Source organism: Caloramator sp. E03 (assembly GCF_006016075.1).
Classification (GTDB): Bacteria; Bacillota; Clostridia; order Clostridiales; family Caloramatoraceae; genus Caloramator_B.
In genome coordinates, this window is record NZ_CP040093.1 from 48,623 (window position 1) to 64,639 (window position 16,017).

Genomic DNA, 16,017 nt, shown 5'->3' on the forward strand with positions numbered 1-16,017 from the left:
AAATATGGCTTTTGAGGGGTTAACTTCAAAGCTCCAACAAACTTTTAAAAAATTAAAAAATAAAGGTAAACTAACTGAAAAAGATGTAAAAGATGCAATGAGAGAAGTAAAGCTTGCATTGCTTGAGGCTGATGTTAATTATAAAGTAGTTAAAGATTTTATAAGTTCTGTAAGTGAAAGAGCTGTTGGACAGGAGGTTATGGAAAGCCTAACTCCTGCACAGCATGTAATAAAAATAGTTAATGATGAACTAATAAATTTAATGGGGAAAAATGAGAGTAAGCTTATTATATCACCTATACCTCCAACAGTTATAATGTTTGTTGGGCTCCAAGGTGCTGGTAAAACAACAATGGCAGGAAAACTTGCTTTGAATTTAAAAAAACAAGGAAGAAAGCCTATGCTTGTTGCAGCTGATATATATAGGCCAGCGGCTATAAAACAGCTGCAAGTTTTAGGATCACAAATAGATGCTCCGGTTTTTTCCCTTGGAGATAAGGTGAGCCCTGTTGATATTGCTAAAGCTGGTATAGAAAATGCAAAAAGAAATGGATATGATTATGTAATTATTGATACTGCTGGAAGACTTCATATAGATGAAGAATTGATGAATGAGCTTATTGATATTAAAAATGCTGTAAGTCCTAATGAAATACTTCTTGTTGTTGATGCTATGACTGGACAGGATGCAGTAAATGTTGCTGAACAATTTAACAATGCTCTTGATATCACTGGAGTAATACTTACAAAACTCGATGGAGATACAAGAGGAGGAGCAGCAATATCTGTTAAGGCTGTTACAGGTAAACCTATTAAATTTGTTGGAGTAGGTGAAAAGCTAACAGATATTGAAGTGTTTTATCCTGATAGAATAGCATCCCGTATACTTGGAATGGGTGATATATTAAGTTTAATAGAGAAGGCCCAAGAAGCAATTGACGAAAAGAAAGCAATGGATTTACAAAATAAACTTATGCATCAGCAGTTTACATTAGAAGATTTTTTAGAGCAGATGCAGCAAATGAAAAAAATGGGTCCTTTGAAAGATATATTAAAAATGATTCCTGGCGTTGATTCGAGCAAGCTTGAAAACTTAGAAATAGATGAAAAGGAATTAGCTCATACAGAAGCTATAATAAAATCTATGACAAAACAAGAAAGACAAAATCCTTCAATTATAAATGCGAGCAGAAAGAAAAGGATTGCTGCTGGCTCAGGAACTTCAATTCAAGAAGTAAATAAGCTATTAAGTGGATTTGAACAGTCTAAAAAAATGATGAAACAGTTTGCGGATATGCAAAAAAATGCTAAAAAAGGGAAATTTAAATTTCCTTTCTTTAAATAAAATCTGACTTATCAAGGAGGTGAAGTAAATGGCAGTAAAAATAAGATTAAGAAGAATGGGTGCAAAAAAAGCTCCTTTCTACAGAATAGTTGTTGCTGATTCAAGATCACCAAGAGATGGAAAGTTCATTGAAGAGATTGGTTACTATAATCCAATTGCTGAACCAACAGAAATTAAGGTTGATGCTGAAAAGGCAAAGAAATGGCTATCAAATGGTGCACAGCCATCAGATACTGTAAGAAATTTATTAAAAAAAGTAGGTATCATTGAATAATAGGGGTGCATTGATATGAAAGAACTTGTAGAACTTATCGCAAAGGCTTTAGTTGATAATCCTGAAGAAGTAAAAGTATCAGAGATTGCTGGAGAGCAATCTGTTATAATTGAGCTTAGGGTAGCTCCAGAGGATATGGGTAAAGTTATTGGTAAACAAGGCAGGATAGCTAAAGCTATTAGGACTGTTGTTAAAGCAGCAGCTACAAAACAGAATAAAAGAGTAGTTGTTGAGATAATATAATTATAAAAGAGTTAGGATAGCCTAACTCTTCTTTAATATTAAAAGGGTGATTAAATGAAAGAATATTTAAAGGTAGGACAAATAATAAATACCCATGGAGTTAAAGGAGAAGTTAAAATATATCCTTTAACTGATGATATAAATCGATTTAAAAAATTAAAGTATGTATTTAGAAAAGTTGATGATGAATATATAAAAGTAGATGTTGAAGGAATAAAGTATGTAAAGCAATTTCCTATATTAAAGTTATCTAATATAGACACTATGAATGATGCAGAAAAACTGAAAAATGAATATATATATGTAGACAGAGAAAATGCCGTAAAGTTACCTGAAGGTGCTTATTTTATTGCTGATCTTATAGGCCTTAGTGTTGTTTCTGATGATAATAAATATTTAGGAAAACTTACAGATGTATTTTCTACAGGAAGTAATGACGTATATGAAATAACTGATGATAATGGAAAAAAATATTATATACCAGCTATAAAAGATGTTATAAAGATAATCGATTTAATAGAAGGTAAAATGATAATAAATATCATCGAGGGGCTATTATGATATTTGATGTATTAACTTTATTTCCAGAGATGTTTGATATATTTAATTATAGCATTATTAAACGTGCAAGGGATAATGGGATTATCTCTATAAATGTATATAATATAAGGGACTTTACAAATAATAAGCACAAAAAGGTTGATGACTATCCTTATGGTGGGGAGTAGGGATGGTCATGCAGGCAGAACCAATATATAATGCTGTAAGTTTCATAAAAGAAAAATATGGATATAAGCCCTATACAATTTTAATGTCGCCTAAAGGTGACGTATTTACTCAGGATATATCAAAGGAGCTAAGCACCATAAATCATATTATGTTAATATGTGGCCATTATGAAGGAATTGATGAAAGGATAATGCCTCTTATCGATAGAGAAATATCAATTGGAGATTTTATTTTAACTGGTGGAGAAATTGCTTGTATGGCGATAATAGATTCTGTATCAAGGCTTATACCTGGAGTCTTATCTTCAAATGAAAGCTTTGAAGATGAATCATTTTACTCAGGGCTTCTTGAATATCCACAGTATACAAGGCCTGAAGTATTTAATGGTATGAAGGTTCCAGAAGTATTATTATCTGGCCACCATAAAAATATAAAAAAATGGCGAAGGTATGAAGCATTGAAAATTACTTATTTAAGAAGGCCAGACCTTTTAAAAAAATTAGAATTATCAAATGACGATAAAAAGATGCTAGAAGAAATAAAAAACAAAGAAAAGAAGAAATAAATGTTGTCATATAACCAAATATATGCTAAAATACAAGATGTGTATTACGGGCGTTCCTCTGCAGCAGCATGTATGAACGTCTATGAAGAAGGAGGTAGAAGTAATGGATATTATTAGAGCAATTGAAGCTGAGCAGATGAAGAAAGACCTTCCAGAATTCAGAGTTGGTGATACAGTAAAAGTTCATGTAAAGGTTAGAGAAGGTAATAGAGAAAGAATTCAGATTTTTGAAGGGTTAGTAATTAAGAGACAAAATGGTGGATTAAGAGAAACTTTTACTGTAAGAAGGATTGCTTATGGCGTTGGAGTTGAAAGAACATTTCCAGTTCATTCTCCAATGATTGATAAGATTGAAGTAGTAAGAAAAGGTAAAGTTAGAAGAGCAAAACTTTATTATTTAAGAAAGAAAGTTGGAAAATCTGCTACAAAGGTAAAAGAAATAATAGAATAAAATGAAACAGGACCGTTTAGGTCCTTTTTCATTTTAATTGATAAGTTTTTTATATTAGGTTAAAATATATAAAAAAGTTTTAAAAAGGTAGGTTATTGCAAAAATGAACATACAGTGGTATCCAGGTCACATGGTAAAATCAAAAAGAGAAATACAGGAAAGTTTAAAACTGATAGACGTAGTAATAGAGATTTTGGATAGTAGAATACCAGAAAGTAGTAAAAATCCTGAAGTAGATAGTATCATTGGAAATAAACCTAAAATTATAGTTTTAAACAAATGTGATTTAGCTGAAGATAGTGTAACTTTTGAGTGGATAAAATATTATAAAAAAGTTGGAATTAATTCAATTGATGTTGATTCATCTACTGGCAAAAATATAAATAAGATTTATAATGTAGTGAAAGAAACAGTTAAGGATAAACTTGATAGAAGAATTGAAAAAGGAATAATAGGTAGACCAATTAGAGCACTTATAATAGGAATACCTAATGTTGGTAAGTCAACGTTTATAAATAAACTTACTTCTAAATCTTCTGCAAAGACAGGAGATAAGCCTGGAGTTACAAAAAGTAGACAATGGATAAAAGTTAGTAATAACTTTGAACTTTTAGATACACCGGGTATATTATGGCCTAAGTTTGATGACAAAAGAATTGCTCTACATCTTGCCTTTACAAGAGCAATAAAAGATGAGATACTTGACATTGAAGAACTTGCCTTGGAACTAATAAAAGAAATAGGAACTTTAAAACCTGATGCTATAATTAAGAGATATAATATAGAGATTTCCTCAGATCCATTTGAAACTCTAAAGAGGATTGGAAGCAAAAGAGGATGTATTATATCTGGAGGTAATATAGATATTACTAAAGCATCTAATATAATACTTGAAGATTATAGGACAGGTAAAATGGGAAAAATTAGCCTTGAAAAACCAGGAGAGGTAGAATAATAATGAAAAAAAGTGTTAATGAAATAAAAGATATGTTTTCAAAATGTACCTATGAAGAGTTTATAAGTCTAAAAAATTATTCATACAAGACGATAGAAAAAGCGTAAGGGATTTGATTGAGAAATACGAAAGTAAATTTCAACGTTCTAAAAAATTATGGAAGAATATAACAACAGAAAAAAATATGAAATTGAACTATATAAACAAAACTATAAAGCAGTAGCCGGTGTTGATGAAGTAGGGAGAGGCCCCCTTGCTGGACCTGTTTACGCTGCTGCTGTTATTTTAAATCCCAGCTTGGACATACTTGAAATTAAAGATTCAAAAAAACTTTCATCTAATCAAAGAGATAAACTTTCAAAGGATATCAAAAAAAAATGTTTAGACTTTGCAATTGGTATTGCTAGCGTAAAAGAAATAGATAGTATAAATATATTAAATGCAACAAAACTTGCAATGAAAAGAGCTATAATGAGTCTTAAATTAAAGCCAGATTATCTTTTGATAGATGCTTTGCATCTTGATGATATATCTATACCTCAAATATCAGTTATAAAAGGAGATGATTTATCTATATCAATAGGTGCTGCTTCAATTATTGCGAAGGTTGAAAGAGATGAATATATGAAAAAAATATCTCTTCAATATCCTCAATATAATTTTGATAGAAATAAAGGTTATGGAACTAAAGATCATATAGAAGCAATAAAAAAGTATGGTCTTTGTGATTTGCATAGAAAGTCATTTGTAAAGAATTTTATTTAAAGGTGATAAATATATGCTTAATAAAAAGCTTACAGGTAAGCTTGGAGAAGATATTGCAGTTAAGTATTTAAAACAAAATGGATATATAATACTTCAAAAAAACTATAGAACAAAGTATGGTGAGATAGATATAATTGCAAAGGATGATAAATATTTAGTATTTATTGAAGTAAAAGCTCGCAGAAGTCAAAACTTTGGATATCCTCGTGAAGCAGTAGATATATATAAACAAACAAGAATTAAAAATATTGCAAGCCTATATTTAGCATCAAAAAAAATTACAAATTCTAAAGTACGCTTTGATGTTGTTGAAGTAGTTTTAGATAATGACGATAATGTTAAATCAATATTAATTATTAAAGATGCCTTTGACTAAAGATTACAAATATTTCTATAGAAATTATGTTTAATTGAAAAATTTTGGTCTAAAAATATAATTATGTCATTTATTATATAGATTTAATATTTGTTTTGATTATTATGGCATTAATGTAATATTTTGTCCATAAAAAATACATAATTTTATATTAACATTTCATAGGGGTGATGCAATGGGAGATGTACAAAGGATTAAAAACCATATTGAAAAGACAAGAAAATATCTTTATGAGTTAATAAAAGTTAAAGGTAATTTAACGGATGAAGAAATTGTATTAATAAGTCAAGAGCTTGATAAAGCAATAAATGTATATTATAAAGTACAGAAAACTAAATTAGAAGGTTATAGCTACATATAAACAAAAAAGTACTATAGTTTTATAGTACTTTTTTGTTTATGCTATTTTTTTATGGAAATAATCATTATATAGGAGTGATGAAAATGTTAAGTAAAACTTATTCAACATCCTATATAGGAATAAAAAGTTTTATAATTGAAATAGAAACTGACATACATAACGGACTGCCAGCGTTTAATATGGTTGGACTTCCTGATACAGTAATAAAAGAATCAAAAGAAAGAGTGCGTTCTGCAATAAAGAATTCTGGATATGAATTCCCAATAGGTAAAATTACTATTAATTTTGCACCTGCAGATGTAAAAAAAGAAGGATCATATTATGATTTAGCAGTTGCTATTGGAATTCTAATTAGTAGTGGTAAGATAAATAATGATGATATAAATAATAGTATATTTATTGGAGAACTTTCACTAAATGGTGAGGTAAGAAGTGTAAAAGGAATACTTCCTATGGTAATAGAAGCTAAGCGTTCTAATTTTAATAGAGTTTTTATACCCATACAAAACTGTCAAGAGGTAAAGATAATAGATGGTATTGATATATATGGTGTTTCAACTCTTTTAGAACTCATAGATTTTTTAAATGGAAACATCCAATTAGAAAGAGTAAAAAGTCAAGAATACCAACAATTTACCATACCAGAATATGAAGTCGATTTTTGTGAAGTTATAGGTCAAAAATTTGCAAAAAGAGCTGTTGAAATTTCAGCTTCAGGATATCATAATTTGCTTATGATAGGCCCTCCTGGAGGGGAAAAACTATGATTGCTCAGAGAATACCAACTATTCTTCCACAACTTACCTATGAACAGGCTATTGAAGTTACTAAAATTTATAGCATAGCTGGTATTTTAAAGGATAATAGCAAAATAATATCATGGCCTCCCTTTAGAAGTCCTCATCATACATCATCATGTATTTCAATAATTGGAGGAGGAAGCAATGCAATTCCTGGCGAAGTATCTCTTGCACATAATGGAGTTTTATTTCTTGATGAGCTTCCAGAATTTAAAAGAGATACTCTTGAGGCTCTAAGGCAGCCAATCGAAGATGGAGTTGTCTCAATATCAAGAGTAAAAGGAAAATATATCTACCCGGCAAGATTTTTATTTATTGCATCTATGAATCCATGTCCATGTGGATACTACGGTTATCAGCTCAAAGAATGCAGTTGCACCCAAACACAAATAAAAAACTATTTAAGTAAGGTGTCTGGTCCTTTGCTTGACAGAATTGATATACATATCAATATTGAACCTATAAAGTTTGAAGAAATAAGTAGTAATAAAAAAGAAGAAAAATCAGAAGAAATTAGAAAAAGAGTTATTAAGGTTAGGGAAATTCAAAAAATCAGATTTAAAGATGAAGATATAAGTTACAACTCACAAATGAGGACAAAGCATATTAAAAAATACTGTAAAATAGACAAAAAAGGAATGAAATTGCTTGAAAATGCATTTAAAACACTATCATTAAGTACAAGGGCATACAATAAAATACTAAAAATATCAAGAACTATTGCAGATATGGAAGAAAGTGATGAAATAAAAGAAAATCACGTTGCTGAAGCAATACAATATAGAGCCCTTGACAAAAAATACTGGGCTTAATATTGGGAGGATTTTATGGATGTTAATTTACTTTCTTTATGGTTTCTTGATATAAATTTAAAAAAGGAAATTAAAGTAAATATACTCAAAAATGGTATATCTCCTGAATCCTTTTATAAAATGAGTATAAAGGATTATTTAGAGCATAATATTAATATTCTTGAAGCAGAAAGAATTGAAAAATCAAAAAAAATTGAAGTTTATAAAGATATAGATTCATATATGTCAAAGGAAAAAATAAACTTAGTTTTATATAGTGATGAAAAATATCCTTTTATCTTAAAAAATATACCTAATCCACCAGTAGGACTTTTTATAAAAGGTGAATTGCCTAATATTGATAATTCTTTAGCTGTTGTTGGTACAAGAAAGGCAACAGATTATGGTAAGACTGCAGCCTATAAGTTATCATTTGACGCTGCTGCCAAAGGTATTATAATAATAAGCGGTATGGCAAGGGGAATAGATACATGTGCTCATAGAGGAGCATTAGATAGTGGAGGCATAACAATTGCTGTTATGGGTAGTGGCTTTAAAAACATTTATCCTTCGGAAAATAAAAAACTAATGTATGAAATAGCAGAAAGAGGTTGTGTTATATCTGAATATTTTCCTGATACAAAGCCATTTTATAGCAATTTTCCTGAAAGGAATAGAATTATAAGTGGACTTTCTAAATATACTATGGTAGTTGAAGCAGGAGAAAAGAGTGGAGCTCTAATTACAGCAGAATTTGCTTTAGAGCAAGGTAGAGATGTTTTTGCTATACCAGGAAATATTTTTAGTTTTAAAAGTATTGGTACAAATAAGCTTATTAAAGATGGAGCTAAATTAATATTAAACAGTGAAGATATACTTGAAGAATTTAACCTTACAGATAAAAAGCACATTAATATAACATTAGATGAATTTGAGTCTTTTATATTAGATAATTTAAAAACAGAAGGATCTACTATTGAACAACTATGCAATAATTTAGATATTGACACAAAAATTTTGATTTCAACTTTAAGTAAGCTTGAATGTAAAGGCATAATTAAGAAAGCTTATGGTAATTATTTTATTAAAGCATAACTTGATTTTATTACAGAGTTTGTTATAATACAGTTATTGTACATAATGTAAATATTACCGGAGGTGTTATTTAGATGGCTCAGTCCCTTGTTATTGTTGAATCACCTTCTAAAGCAAAAACTATAGGAAAATTCTTAGATAAAAACTTTAAAGTTAAAGCATCAATGGGACATGTAAGGGATCTGCCTAAGAGCCAAATAGGTGTTGATATTGAGAATAATTATACGCCTAAATATATAACTATTAGAGGTAAAGGCAAACTTATAGATGAACTCAAAAAAGAAGCAAAAAAATCTGATAAAATATTTTTGGCGACAGACCCTGATAGGGAAGGAGAGGCAATATCTTGGCATCTTGCAACAATTCTTGGACTTGATGATAATGAAAAATGCAGGATTGAATTTCACGAGATAACTAAAAAAGCTGTATTTGAAGCAATAAATAAGCCAAGAGCTATAAATAAAAATCTTGTCGATGCCCAGCAAACAAGGAGAATATTAGATAGACTTGTTGGATATAAGATAAGCCCAATTTTATGGAGAAAAGTAAAATGGGGACTTAGCGCTGGAAGAGTTCAGTCGGTTGCCGTAAGACTTATATGTGATAGAGAAAAAGAAATAAAAGATTTTATACCAAAAGAATATTGGTCCCTTACTGCAAAGTTTAAAGAAGCAAATAAGACATTTGAAGCTAAATTTTATGGTATAAACAACAAAAAAATTTCAATTGATTCAGAAGAACAAGTTAATAGCATAATTAATGAAATTAAAAATAGTGAATTTAGAGTAGAAGATATTAAAAATCAAGAAAGAAAGAAAAATCCACTTCCGCCTTTTATTACAAGTACGCTTCAACAGGAAGCTTATAAGAAACTTAATTTTACAACTAAAAAAACTATGTCAATTGCACAGCAACTTTATGAAGGCATAGATTTAAAAAATGAAGGTACTGTAGGGCTTATTACATATATGAGAACTGATTCAGTTAGAATTTCTAGCGAAGCTCAAGAAAGTGCTTTAAAATATATTAAGATAAAATATGGAGATAATTATATACCTGCAATAAAAAGAAATTATAAAACAAAAGAAAATGCACAGGATGCTCATGAAGCAATAAGACCAACTATGGTAGAAAGAGAACCTGATAGCATAAAAGATTCTTTAACTAATGATCAATATAAGCTGTATAATCTTATATGGTCAAGATTTATTGCAAGCCAAATGTCAGAAGCTGTTTTTGATACAATTACTGTTGACATAAAAGCAAAAGACTATTTATTTAAAGCAAATGGAAGTACAATGAAATTTCCTGGTTTTTTAACAGTATATAAAACAGAAGAGGATGAGGAAGAAGAAAATAAAATACCAAAGCTTGAAAATGGTCAAGTTTTATGTTTAAAATCCCTAGATCCAGCTCAACATTTTACTCAACCTCCAGCAAGATATACAGAAGCTACTCTTGTTAAAGCATTAGAAGAAAATGGAATTGGAAGACCAAGTACTTATGCTCCTATTATAAGTACGATATTGGAAAGAGGATATGTAGTAAAAGAAAAAAAATCATTATATCCTACAGAACTTGGTATTGTTGTAACGGACTTATTAAAAGAATACTTTAAAGATATAGTTGATGTTGAATTTACTGCTCAAATGGAAAATAAATTAGATGAGATTGAGGATGGAAAAGCATATTGGATAAAAATTGTTGACGATTTTTATAGACCTTTAAAGAGTCAAATTGAATCTGCAGAAGAGAAGATAAGTAAGATAGATATCGAGGAACAAGTAGAAGTTACAGATGTTAAATGCGATAAATGTGGAAGAAATATGGTTATAAAGCGTGGTAAATTTGGTAAATTCCTTGCATGTCCTGGGTATCCTGAATGCAAAAATACTAAACCTCTTGTTGAAGAAATAGATGTTCCATGTCCTAAATGTGGATCGAAGGTTGTTATAAGAAAAAGTAAAAAAGGCAAAATATTTTATGGATGTAGCAGATATCCTGAATGTAACTTTGTAAGTTGGTATAAGCCTACTAACGAAAAATGTCCTAATTGTGGTGAAATACTCTATGAAAAAAATTTAAAAGGTCAAAAACAGTTTATATGCTTAAATGAAGAATGCAAATATAAAAAAACTGAAAGGTGATATATATGGAAGTTAATGTTATCGGTGCTGGCCTTGCTGGAAGTGAGGCAGCTTTTCAACTTGCAAATAGAGGAATAAAAGTGAATTTATATGAAATGCGTCCTAAAAAATTTACACCTGCTCATCATACGGATAAGTTTGGGGAACTTGTATGTAGTAATTCCTTAAGATCTAATCTTCTTGAGAATGCCGTAGGACTTTTAAAGGAAGAACTTAGAATTTTAAAATCCCTTATAATGGAATGTGCAGATAAAAATTCTGTTCCTGCAGGAGGGGCCCTTGCAGTAGATAGAGAATCCTTTTCTGAATGTATAACAAAAAAAATATTAAATCATCCTAATATTAAAGTTATAAGACAAGAAGTAACAAAAATTGATACTAACACTTATACAATAATTGCCACTGGTCCTTTAACCTCAGATGCTTTATCTGAAGAGATAAAAAAAATAACAAATAGTGAATATTTTTATTTCTATGATGCTGCAGCTCCGATTGTAACTTATGAGTCTATAAATTTACATAAAGTATTTAAAGCATCAAGATATGGAAAAGGTGAAGAAGAAGCTTATATAAACTGCCCTATGAATAAGGAAGAATATGACAAATTTTATTTTGAGCTTATAAATGCACAAAGAGCAGAAATCAAAAGCTTTGAAAAACAAATTGTATTTGAAGGCTGTATGCCCGTCGAGAAAATGGCTGAAAGAGGAATTAATACACTTTTATATGGACCTTTAAAACCTGTAGGGTTAATTGATCCTAGAACAGGGAAGCAACCCTATGCAGTAGTTCAATTAAGACGCGACAATGCAGATGGAACTTTATATAATATAGTAGGTTTTCAAACTAATCTTAAATGGGGAGAACAAAAAAGAGTATTTGGATTGATACCAGGACTTGAAAATGCGGAATTTGTAAGATATGGTGTAATGCACAGAAATACGTACATTAATTCTACAAAGTTGTTACTTCCAACGCTACAGATGAAAAAATATCCTAAGATAATGTTTGCAGGACAAATTACTGGTGTTGAAGGGTATATAGAATCAACTTCAATGGGAATGCTTGCAGGCATAAACATGGCAAGGATTGTTAATAACCAAGAACCTTTTGTTTTCCCATTAGATACAGCAATTGGTTCCCTTGCAAGATATATTTCAAATGGTACAGTAAGAAACTTTCAACCTATGAATATAAATTTTGGTATAATACCTCCAATAAAGGAACATATTAAAGATAAACGATTGAAAAATTTAAAAATTTCAGAAAATGCAATATCATCTTTAAGGAAATATGTAGAAAATAATCGAATAACTATTGATTAATAATTTCTTTTATGATATATTCTAATTATTGTTTTTATTTAAACTTCAAAACATTTCAAACTATTCTAACTATATCAGGCTAAGGCTAAGGGGAAGGTGGAAAAATGTTTAAAGCAACCACCATTGTAGCTGTTAAAAAAGGTAATGATGTCGCAATAGCTGGGGATGGTCAGGTAACTTTGGGTGAACATACTATAATAAAGGGCACTGCAAAAAAAATAAGAAAAATATATAACAATAAGGTATTAATTGGTTTTGCAGGATCTGTTGGGGATGCATTTACTTTATCAGAAATGTTTGAGGAAAAGCTACAGCAGCATGGAGGCAACATTAAAAAAGCAGCAGTTGATCTTGTAAATGCGTGGAGAAGCGATAAAATATTAAGAAAGCTTGAAGCATTAATGATAGCTGCAAATGAAGAGTGTATTCTTATCATTTCTGGTAGTGGGGAAATAATTGAGCCTGAAGATGGAATTGCAGCAATTGGTTCAGGAGGAATGTATGCTCTTGCTGCCGCAAGGGCGTTGTATAGGCATTCTAATCTTTCTGCTATTGAAATAGCTGAAAAATCTTTAAATATAGCCTCAGAGATTTGTGTATATACTAACAATAATATAATAGTTGAGAAGTTATGATAACCTGTGGGTAAGGGGGGATTAATTTGGAAAATCTAACACCCAAAAAAATTGTTGAAGAACTTGATAAATATATTATAGGTCAAAATGAAGCAAAAAAAATGGTAGCAATAGCCTTAAGAAATAGATATAGGAGAAATCTATTAAAAGATGATATAAAAGAAGATATAATGCCTAAAAATATTTTAATGATAGGTCCCACAGGCGTTGGAAAAACTGAAATTGCAAGAAGGCTTGCTAAACTTATAAATGCACCTTTTGTTAAAGTAGAAGCAACAAAATTTACAGAAGTAGGCTATGTAGGCCGAGATGTTGATTCTATTATTAGAGACTTAATGGAAGATTCAGTTAGAATTGTTAAAGAGGAGAAATATAAAATTACAGAAGGTAAAGCAAAGGAACTTGCTATTGAAAGGATAGCTGAGCAGCTTGCACCTAATCCAAAGAAAAAAAATGATATAATAAATCCCTTTGGGTATCTATTTGCCCCTCAAAGAGAAAATCAAAAATATCAAGAAGATGATTTAGAAAAAGATTATAATGACGATAACTTTTTAAAGAGAGAACAAATTAAAAAACAAATTGAAAATGGTCTTCTTGATGATATGCTTATTGAAATAGAAATCGAGGATAATTCTGCAGCTCCCTTTGATATAATAGCAGGTGGAAATTTAGATGATTTGAATATAAACCTTCAAGATATGCTTGGTAATATTTTCCCTAAGAAGAAAAAAAGAAAGAAAGTCACAGTTAAAGAAGCCTTAAGGATATTTCAACAAGAAGAAGCAGAAAAGATGATTGATATGGATGATGTATATAAAGAGGCCAAAAAACGTGCTGAAGAACAAGGAATAGTATTCATAGATGAAATTGATAAAATAGCAGGTAAAGGTACTACCCATGGACCTGATATTTCAAGGGAAGGAGTACAACGTGATATTCTTCCTATAGTTGAAGGGAGCACTGTAAATACTAAATATGGTCCTATAAAAACCGATTATATACTTTTTATTGCTGCAGGAGCATTTCATGTATCCAAAGTTACTGATTTAATACCCGAACTATTAGGAAGATTCCCCGTACATGTAGAACTTCAAAATCTTACAAAGGAAGATTTTGAACAGATACTATTAAAACCCAAAAATGCATTAACTAAACAATATATTGAATTATTAAAAACAGAAGGTATCGAATTAATATTTGATGACGGTGCTATAAGTTACATTGCTGAAGTATCATATAAGATGAATCAGCAATATGAAAACATAGGAGCAAGAAGGCTTCATACAGTTATTGAAGAAGTATTAAAGGACATATCCTTTGAAGCACCTGATATACAAGAAAAGAGAATTGTTATTGATGAACTCTATGTTAAAGAAAAAATGAAAAAATACATTAAAGAAACAGATATAAATAAATATATAATATAGAAAGGTGAGTGAATAATAAATGCAGACGCTATTAGATAAAACACGAATGCTAAATAAAATACTCCAAAAATCAGCTACTGAACCTGTAATTTTTTCTGATATATGTGAATTATTAAGTAAAATAATGGATTGCAATGTATATGTAGTAAGTAGAAAAGGTAAAATATTAGGCTACAGTCTTTTTGCTGGTTTTGAATGTGAAATAGTAAGTAAAAAGGTACTTGCTGAACAAAAGTTTCCAGAAGAATATAATAATAAAATTTTAAAGATTACAGAAACAAAGCCAAATATTAAAGAAGAAGGTCTTTGCGTGTTTGATCACGATACAGAGTGCCTACATCATAATAAAATAACTACGATTGTACCTATAATGGGCAACAGAGAAAGATTAGGAACTTTAATAATAGCAAGGTATGATAAAGAATTTGACAATGATGATCTTGTACTTGCTGAATATAGTGCTACAATAATTGGAATGGAAATTATAAGATCAAAACAGGATGAATATGAAGAAGAGGCAAGGAAAAAGGCTGTTGTTCAACTTGCAATAGGAACACTTTCTTATTCAGAACTTGAAGCAGTTGAACATATATTTAATGAGCTTGAAGGAAATGAAGGTTTACTTGTTGCAAGTAAAATAGCTGATAAAGTTGGTATTACAAGATCTGTTATAGTAAATGCTTTAAGAAAATTTGAAAGTGCAGGCGTAATAGAATCCAGATCCTTAGGTATGAAGGGAACGCATATTAAGATATTAAATGACAAGTTACTTGATGAACTTAAAAAGCTTAGAAGCTAAAATACTTCTAAGCTTTTTGCATGAATAGAAAATATAAAATTGGTAAAACTATTTATTGTGAATTTTTATTTTTAAAAATACAAAAAAATTTTTTTATGTTATTGCTATGTCTGATTTTATATGCTATACTACTTAAGGTAATATTACACACGTCATACAATTCTTAAAAGGGTGCCTTATAGGACTTTTAAGAAAATGAATATGGCGGCGGAAAAACCAGGAGGTGTTTTTATGTCAGTAATATCAATGAAACAGCTTTTAGAAGCAGGAGTACATTTTGGACATCAAACAAGAAGATGGAATCCTAAGATGTCCCAGTATATTTTTACAGAAAGAAATGGCATTTACATCATTGACCTTCAAAAAACAGTAAAAAAGATTGAAGAAGCTTATGAATTTGTCAAATCCCAAGCAGCTGAAGGAAAAGAAATATTATTCGTGGGTACAAAAAAACAAGCCCAGGATTCAGTAAAGGAAGAAGCAATAAGATGCGGAATGCATTATGTAAATGAGAGATGGCTTGGTGGAATGCTAACAAACTTTAAGACAATTAGAACAAGAATTGCAAGACTTATGGAACTTGAAAAAATGGAACAAGATGGTACATTTGATCTTCTTCCAAAAAAGAAGTTATAAAATTAAGACATGAGAAAGAAAAGCTTGAAAAGAACTTAAGTGGTATAAAAAATATGTCAAGACTTCCTGATGTTGTCTTTGTTGTAGACCCAAGAAAGGAAAAGAATGCAATTGCAGAGGCAAGAAATCTTGGAATTAAGATTGTTGCTATAGTTGATACAAACTGCGATCCAGATGAAGTTGATTATGTAATTCCTGGTAATGATGATGCAATAAGAGCAGTAAAACTTATTGCTTCAAAAATTGCTGATGCAGTAATAGAAGGTCGTCAAGGAGAACAGATGGCAGAATAAAT

15 protein-coding genes and 3 pseudogenes are annotated in these 16,017 nt (G+C 30.1%); all 18 read left to right on the forward strand.

Going from position 1 to position 16,017, the window contains the following annotated elements; translation table 11 throughout:
- The first annotated feature begins 4 nt into the window (after positions 1 to 4).
- Positions 5 to 1,345: a signal recognition particle protein gene (ffh, locus tag FDN13_RS00250; RefSeq protein WP_138978333.1), complete on the forward strand. Its 1,341-nt coding sequence runs from the start codon at positions 5 to 7 to the stop codon at positions 1,343 to 1,345.
- Between the two features lie 28 nt (positions 1,346 to 1,373).
- Positions 1,374 to 1,619 (forward strand): 30S ribosomal protein S16, encoded by a 246-nt coding sequence (gene rpsP / locus FDN13_RS00255; protein WP_138978334.1) that lies wholly within the window; start codon positions 1,374 to 1,376, stop codon positions 1,617 to 1,619.
- A gap of 15 nt (positions 1,620 to 1,634) precedes the next feature.
- A complete protein-coding gene (locus FDN13_RS00260) occupies positions 1,635 to 1,862 on the forward strand; it encodes a KH domain-containing protein (protein WP_138978335.1) in 228 nt (75 codons plus the stop codon).
- Positions 1,863 to 1,916: 54 nt separating this feature from the next.
- Complete coding sequence (rimM, locus tag FDN13_RS00265; RefSeq protein ID WP_138978336.1) at positions 1,917 to 2,423, forward strand: ribosome maturation factor RimM; 507 nt, start codon at positions 1,917 to 1,919, stop codon at positions 2,421 to 2,423.
- A pseudogene (gene trmD, locus FDN13_RS00270) lies at positions 2,420 to 3,156 on the forward strand (tRNA (guanosine(37)-N1)-methyltransferase TrmD). The gene rimM and the pseudogene trmD overlap by 4 nt, the downstream one beginning before the upstream one ends.
- Before the next feature lie 103 nt (positions 3,157 to 3,259).
- Entirely contained in the window at positions 3,260 to 3,607 is a 348-nt protein-coding gene (gene rplS, locus FDN13_RS00275; RefSeq protein ID WP_207670899.1) for a 50S ribosomal protein L19, read from the forward strand.
- A 103-nt stretch (positions 3,608 to 3,710) separates the two neighbouring features.
- A complete protein-coding gene (gene ylqF, locus FDN13_RS00280) occupies positions 3,711 to 4,562 on the forward strand; it encodes a ribosome biogenesis GTPase YlqF (protein WP_138978338.1) in 852 nt (283 codons plus the stop codon).
- Positions 4,563 to 4,718: 156 nt separating this feature from the next.
- Positions 4,719 to 5,327 (forward strand): ribonuclease HII, encoded by a 609-nt coding sequence (locus FDN13_RS00285; protein WP_138978339.1) that lies wholly within the window; start codon positions 4,719 to 4,721, stop codon positions 5,325 to 5,327.
- A gap of 13 nt (positions 5,328 to 5,340) precedes the next feature.
- A complete protein-coding gene (locus FDN13_RS00290) occupies positions 5,341 to 5,703 on the forward strand; it encodes a YraN family protein (RefSeq protein ID WP_138978340.1) in 363 nt (120 codons plus the stop codon).
- A 175-nt stretch (positions 5,704 to 5,878) separates the two neighbouring features.
- On the forward strand, positions 5,879 to 6,064 hold the full coding sequence (locus FDN13_RS00295) for an aspartyl-phosphate phosphatase Spo0E family protein (protein WP_138978341.1): 186 nt from the start codon (positions 5,879 to 5,881) through the stop codon (positions 6,062 to 6,064).
- Positions 6,065 to 6,243: 179 nt separating this feature from the next.
- Positions 6,244 to 7,676: pseudogene (locus FDN13_RS00300) on the forward strand (YifB family Mg chelatase-like AAA ATPase).
- A 15-nt stretch (positions 7,677 to 7,691) separates the two neighbouring features.
- A complete protein-coding gene (gene dprA / locus FDN13_RS00305; RefSeq protein ID WP_138978342.1) occupies positions 7,692 to 8,750 on the forward strand; it encodes a DNA-processing protein DprA in 1,059 nt (352 codons plus the stop codon).
- Positions 8,751 to 8,824: 74 nt separating this feature from the next.
- On the forward strand, positions 8,825 to 10,897 hold the full coding sequence (gene topA, locus FDN13_RS00310; protein WP_138978343.1) for a type I DNA topoisomerase: 2,073 nt from the start codon (positions 8,825 to 8,827) through the stop codon (positions 10,895 to 10,897).
- A 5-nt stretch (positions 10,898 to 10,902) separates the two neighbouring features.
- Positions 10,903 to 12,222 (forward strand): methylenetetrahydrofolate--tRNA-(uracil(54)-C(5))-methyltransferase (FADH(2)-oxidizing) TrmFO, encoded by a 1,320-nt coding sequence (gene trmFO / locus FDN13_RS00315; protein ID WP_138978344.1) that lies wholly within the window; start codon positions 10,903 to 10,905, stop codon positions 12,220 to 12,222.
- Positions 12,223 to 12,326: 104 nt separating this feature from the next.
- A complete protein-coding gene (hslV, locus tag FDN13_RS00320; RefSeq protein ID WP_138978345.1) occupies positions 12,327 to 12,857 on the forward strand; it encodes an ATP-dependent protease subunit HslV in 531 nt (176 codons plus the stop codon).
- Positions 12,858 to 12,883: 26 nt separating this feature from the next.
- The gene (gene hslU / locus FDN13_RS00325) at positions 12,884 to 14,287 is read left to right on the forward strand and encodes an ATP-dependent protease ATPase subunit HslU (protein WP_138978346.1); all 1,404 of its coding nucleotides are present in this window, start codon (positions 12,884 to 12,886) and stop codon (positions 14,285 to 14,287) included.
- A 19-nt stretch (positions 14,288 to 14,306) separates the two neighbouring features.
- Positions 14,307 to 15,086, forward strand: coding sequence for a GTP-sensing pleiotropic transcriptional regulator CodY (gene codY / locus FDN13_RS00330; protein WP_138978347.1), 780 nt, complete (start codon positions 14,307 to 14,309; stop codon positions 15,084 to 15,086).
- Positions 15,087 to 15,317: 231 nt separating this feature from the next.
- Positions 15,318 to 16,015 (forward strand): annotated as a pseudogene (gene rpsB, locus FDN13_RS00335) (30S ribosomal protein S2).
- The last annotated feature ends 2 nt before the right edge of the window (positions 16,016 to 16,017 follow it).

Coding starts and splice junctions, on each gene's coding strand:
- topA (WP_138978343.1), top strand. CDS start 8,825: ATGGCTCAGTCCCTTGTTATTGTTGAATCACCTTCTAAAGCAAAAACT.
- FDN13_RS00290 (WP_138978340.1), top strand. CDS start 5,341: ATGCTTAATAAAAAGCTTACAGGTAAGCTTGGAGAAGATATTGCAGTT.
- dprA (WP_138978342.1), top strand. CDS start 7,692: ATGGATGTTAATTTACTTTCTTTATGGTTTCTTGATATAAATTTAAAA.
- trmFO (WP_138978344.1), top strand. CDS start 10,903: ATGGAAGTTAATGTTATCGGTGCTGGCCTTGCTGGAAGTGAGGCAGCT.
- FDN13_RS00260 (WP_138978335.1), top strand. CDS start 1,635: ATGAAAGAACTTGTAGAACTTATCGCAAAGGCTTTAGTTGATAATCCT.
- codY (WP_138978347.1), top strand. CDS start 14,307: ATGCAGACGCTATTAGATAAAACACGAATGCTAAATAAAATACTCCAA.
- rimM (WP_138978336.1), top strand. CDS start 1,917: ATGAAAGAATATTTAAAGGTAGGACAAATAATAAATACCCATGGAGTT.
- FDN13_RS00285 (WP_138978339.1), top strand. CDS start 4,719: ATGGAAGAATATAACAACAGAAAAAAATATGAAATTGAACTATATAAA.
- ylqF (WP_138978338.1), top strand. CDS start 3,711: ATGAACATACAGTGGTATCCAGGTCACATGGTAAAATCAAAAAGAGAA.
- rpsP (WP_138978334.1), top strand. CDS start 1,374: ATGGCAGTAAAAATAAGATTAAGAAGAATGGGTGCAAAAAAAGCTCCT.
- rplS (WP_207670899.1), top strand. CDS start 3,260: ATGGATATTATTAGAGCAATTGAAGCTGAGCAGATGAAGAAAGACCTT.
- ffh (WP_138978333.1), top strand. CDS start 5: ATGGCTTTTGAGGGGTTAACTTCAAAGCTCCAACAAACTTTTAAAAAA.
- FDN13_RS00295 (WP_138978341.1), top strand. CDS start 5,879: ATGGGAGATGTACAAAGGATTAAAAACCATATTGAAAAGACAAGAAAA.
- hslV (WP_138978345.1), top strand. CDS start 12,327: ATGTTTAAAGCAACCACCATTGTAGCTGTTAAAAAAGGTAATGATGTC.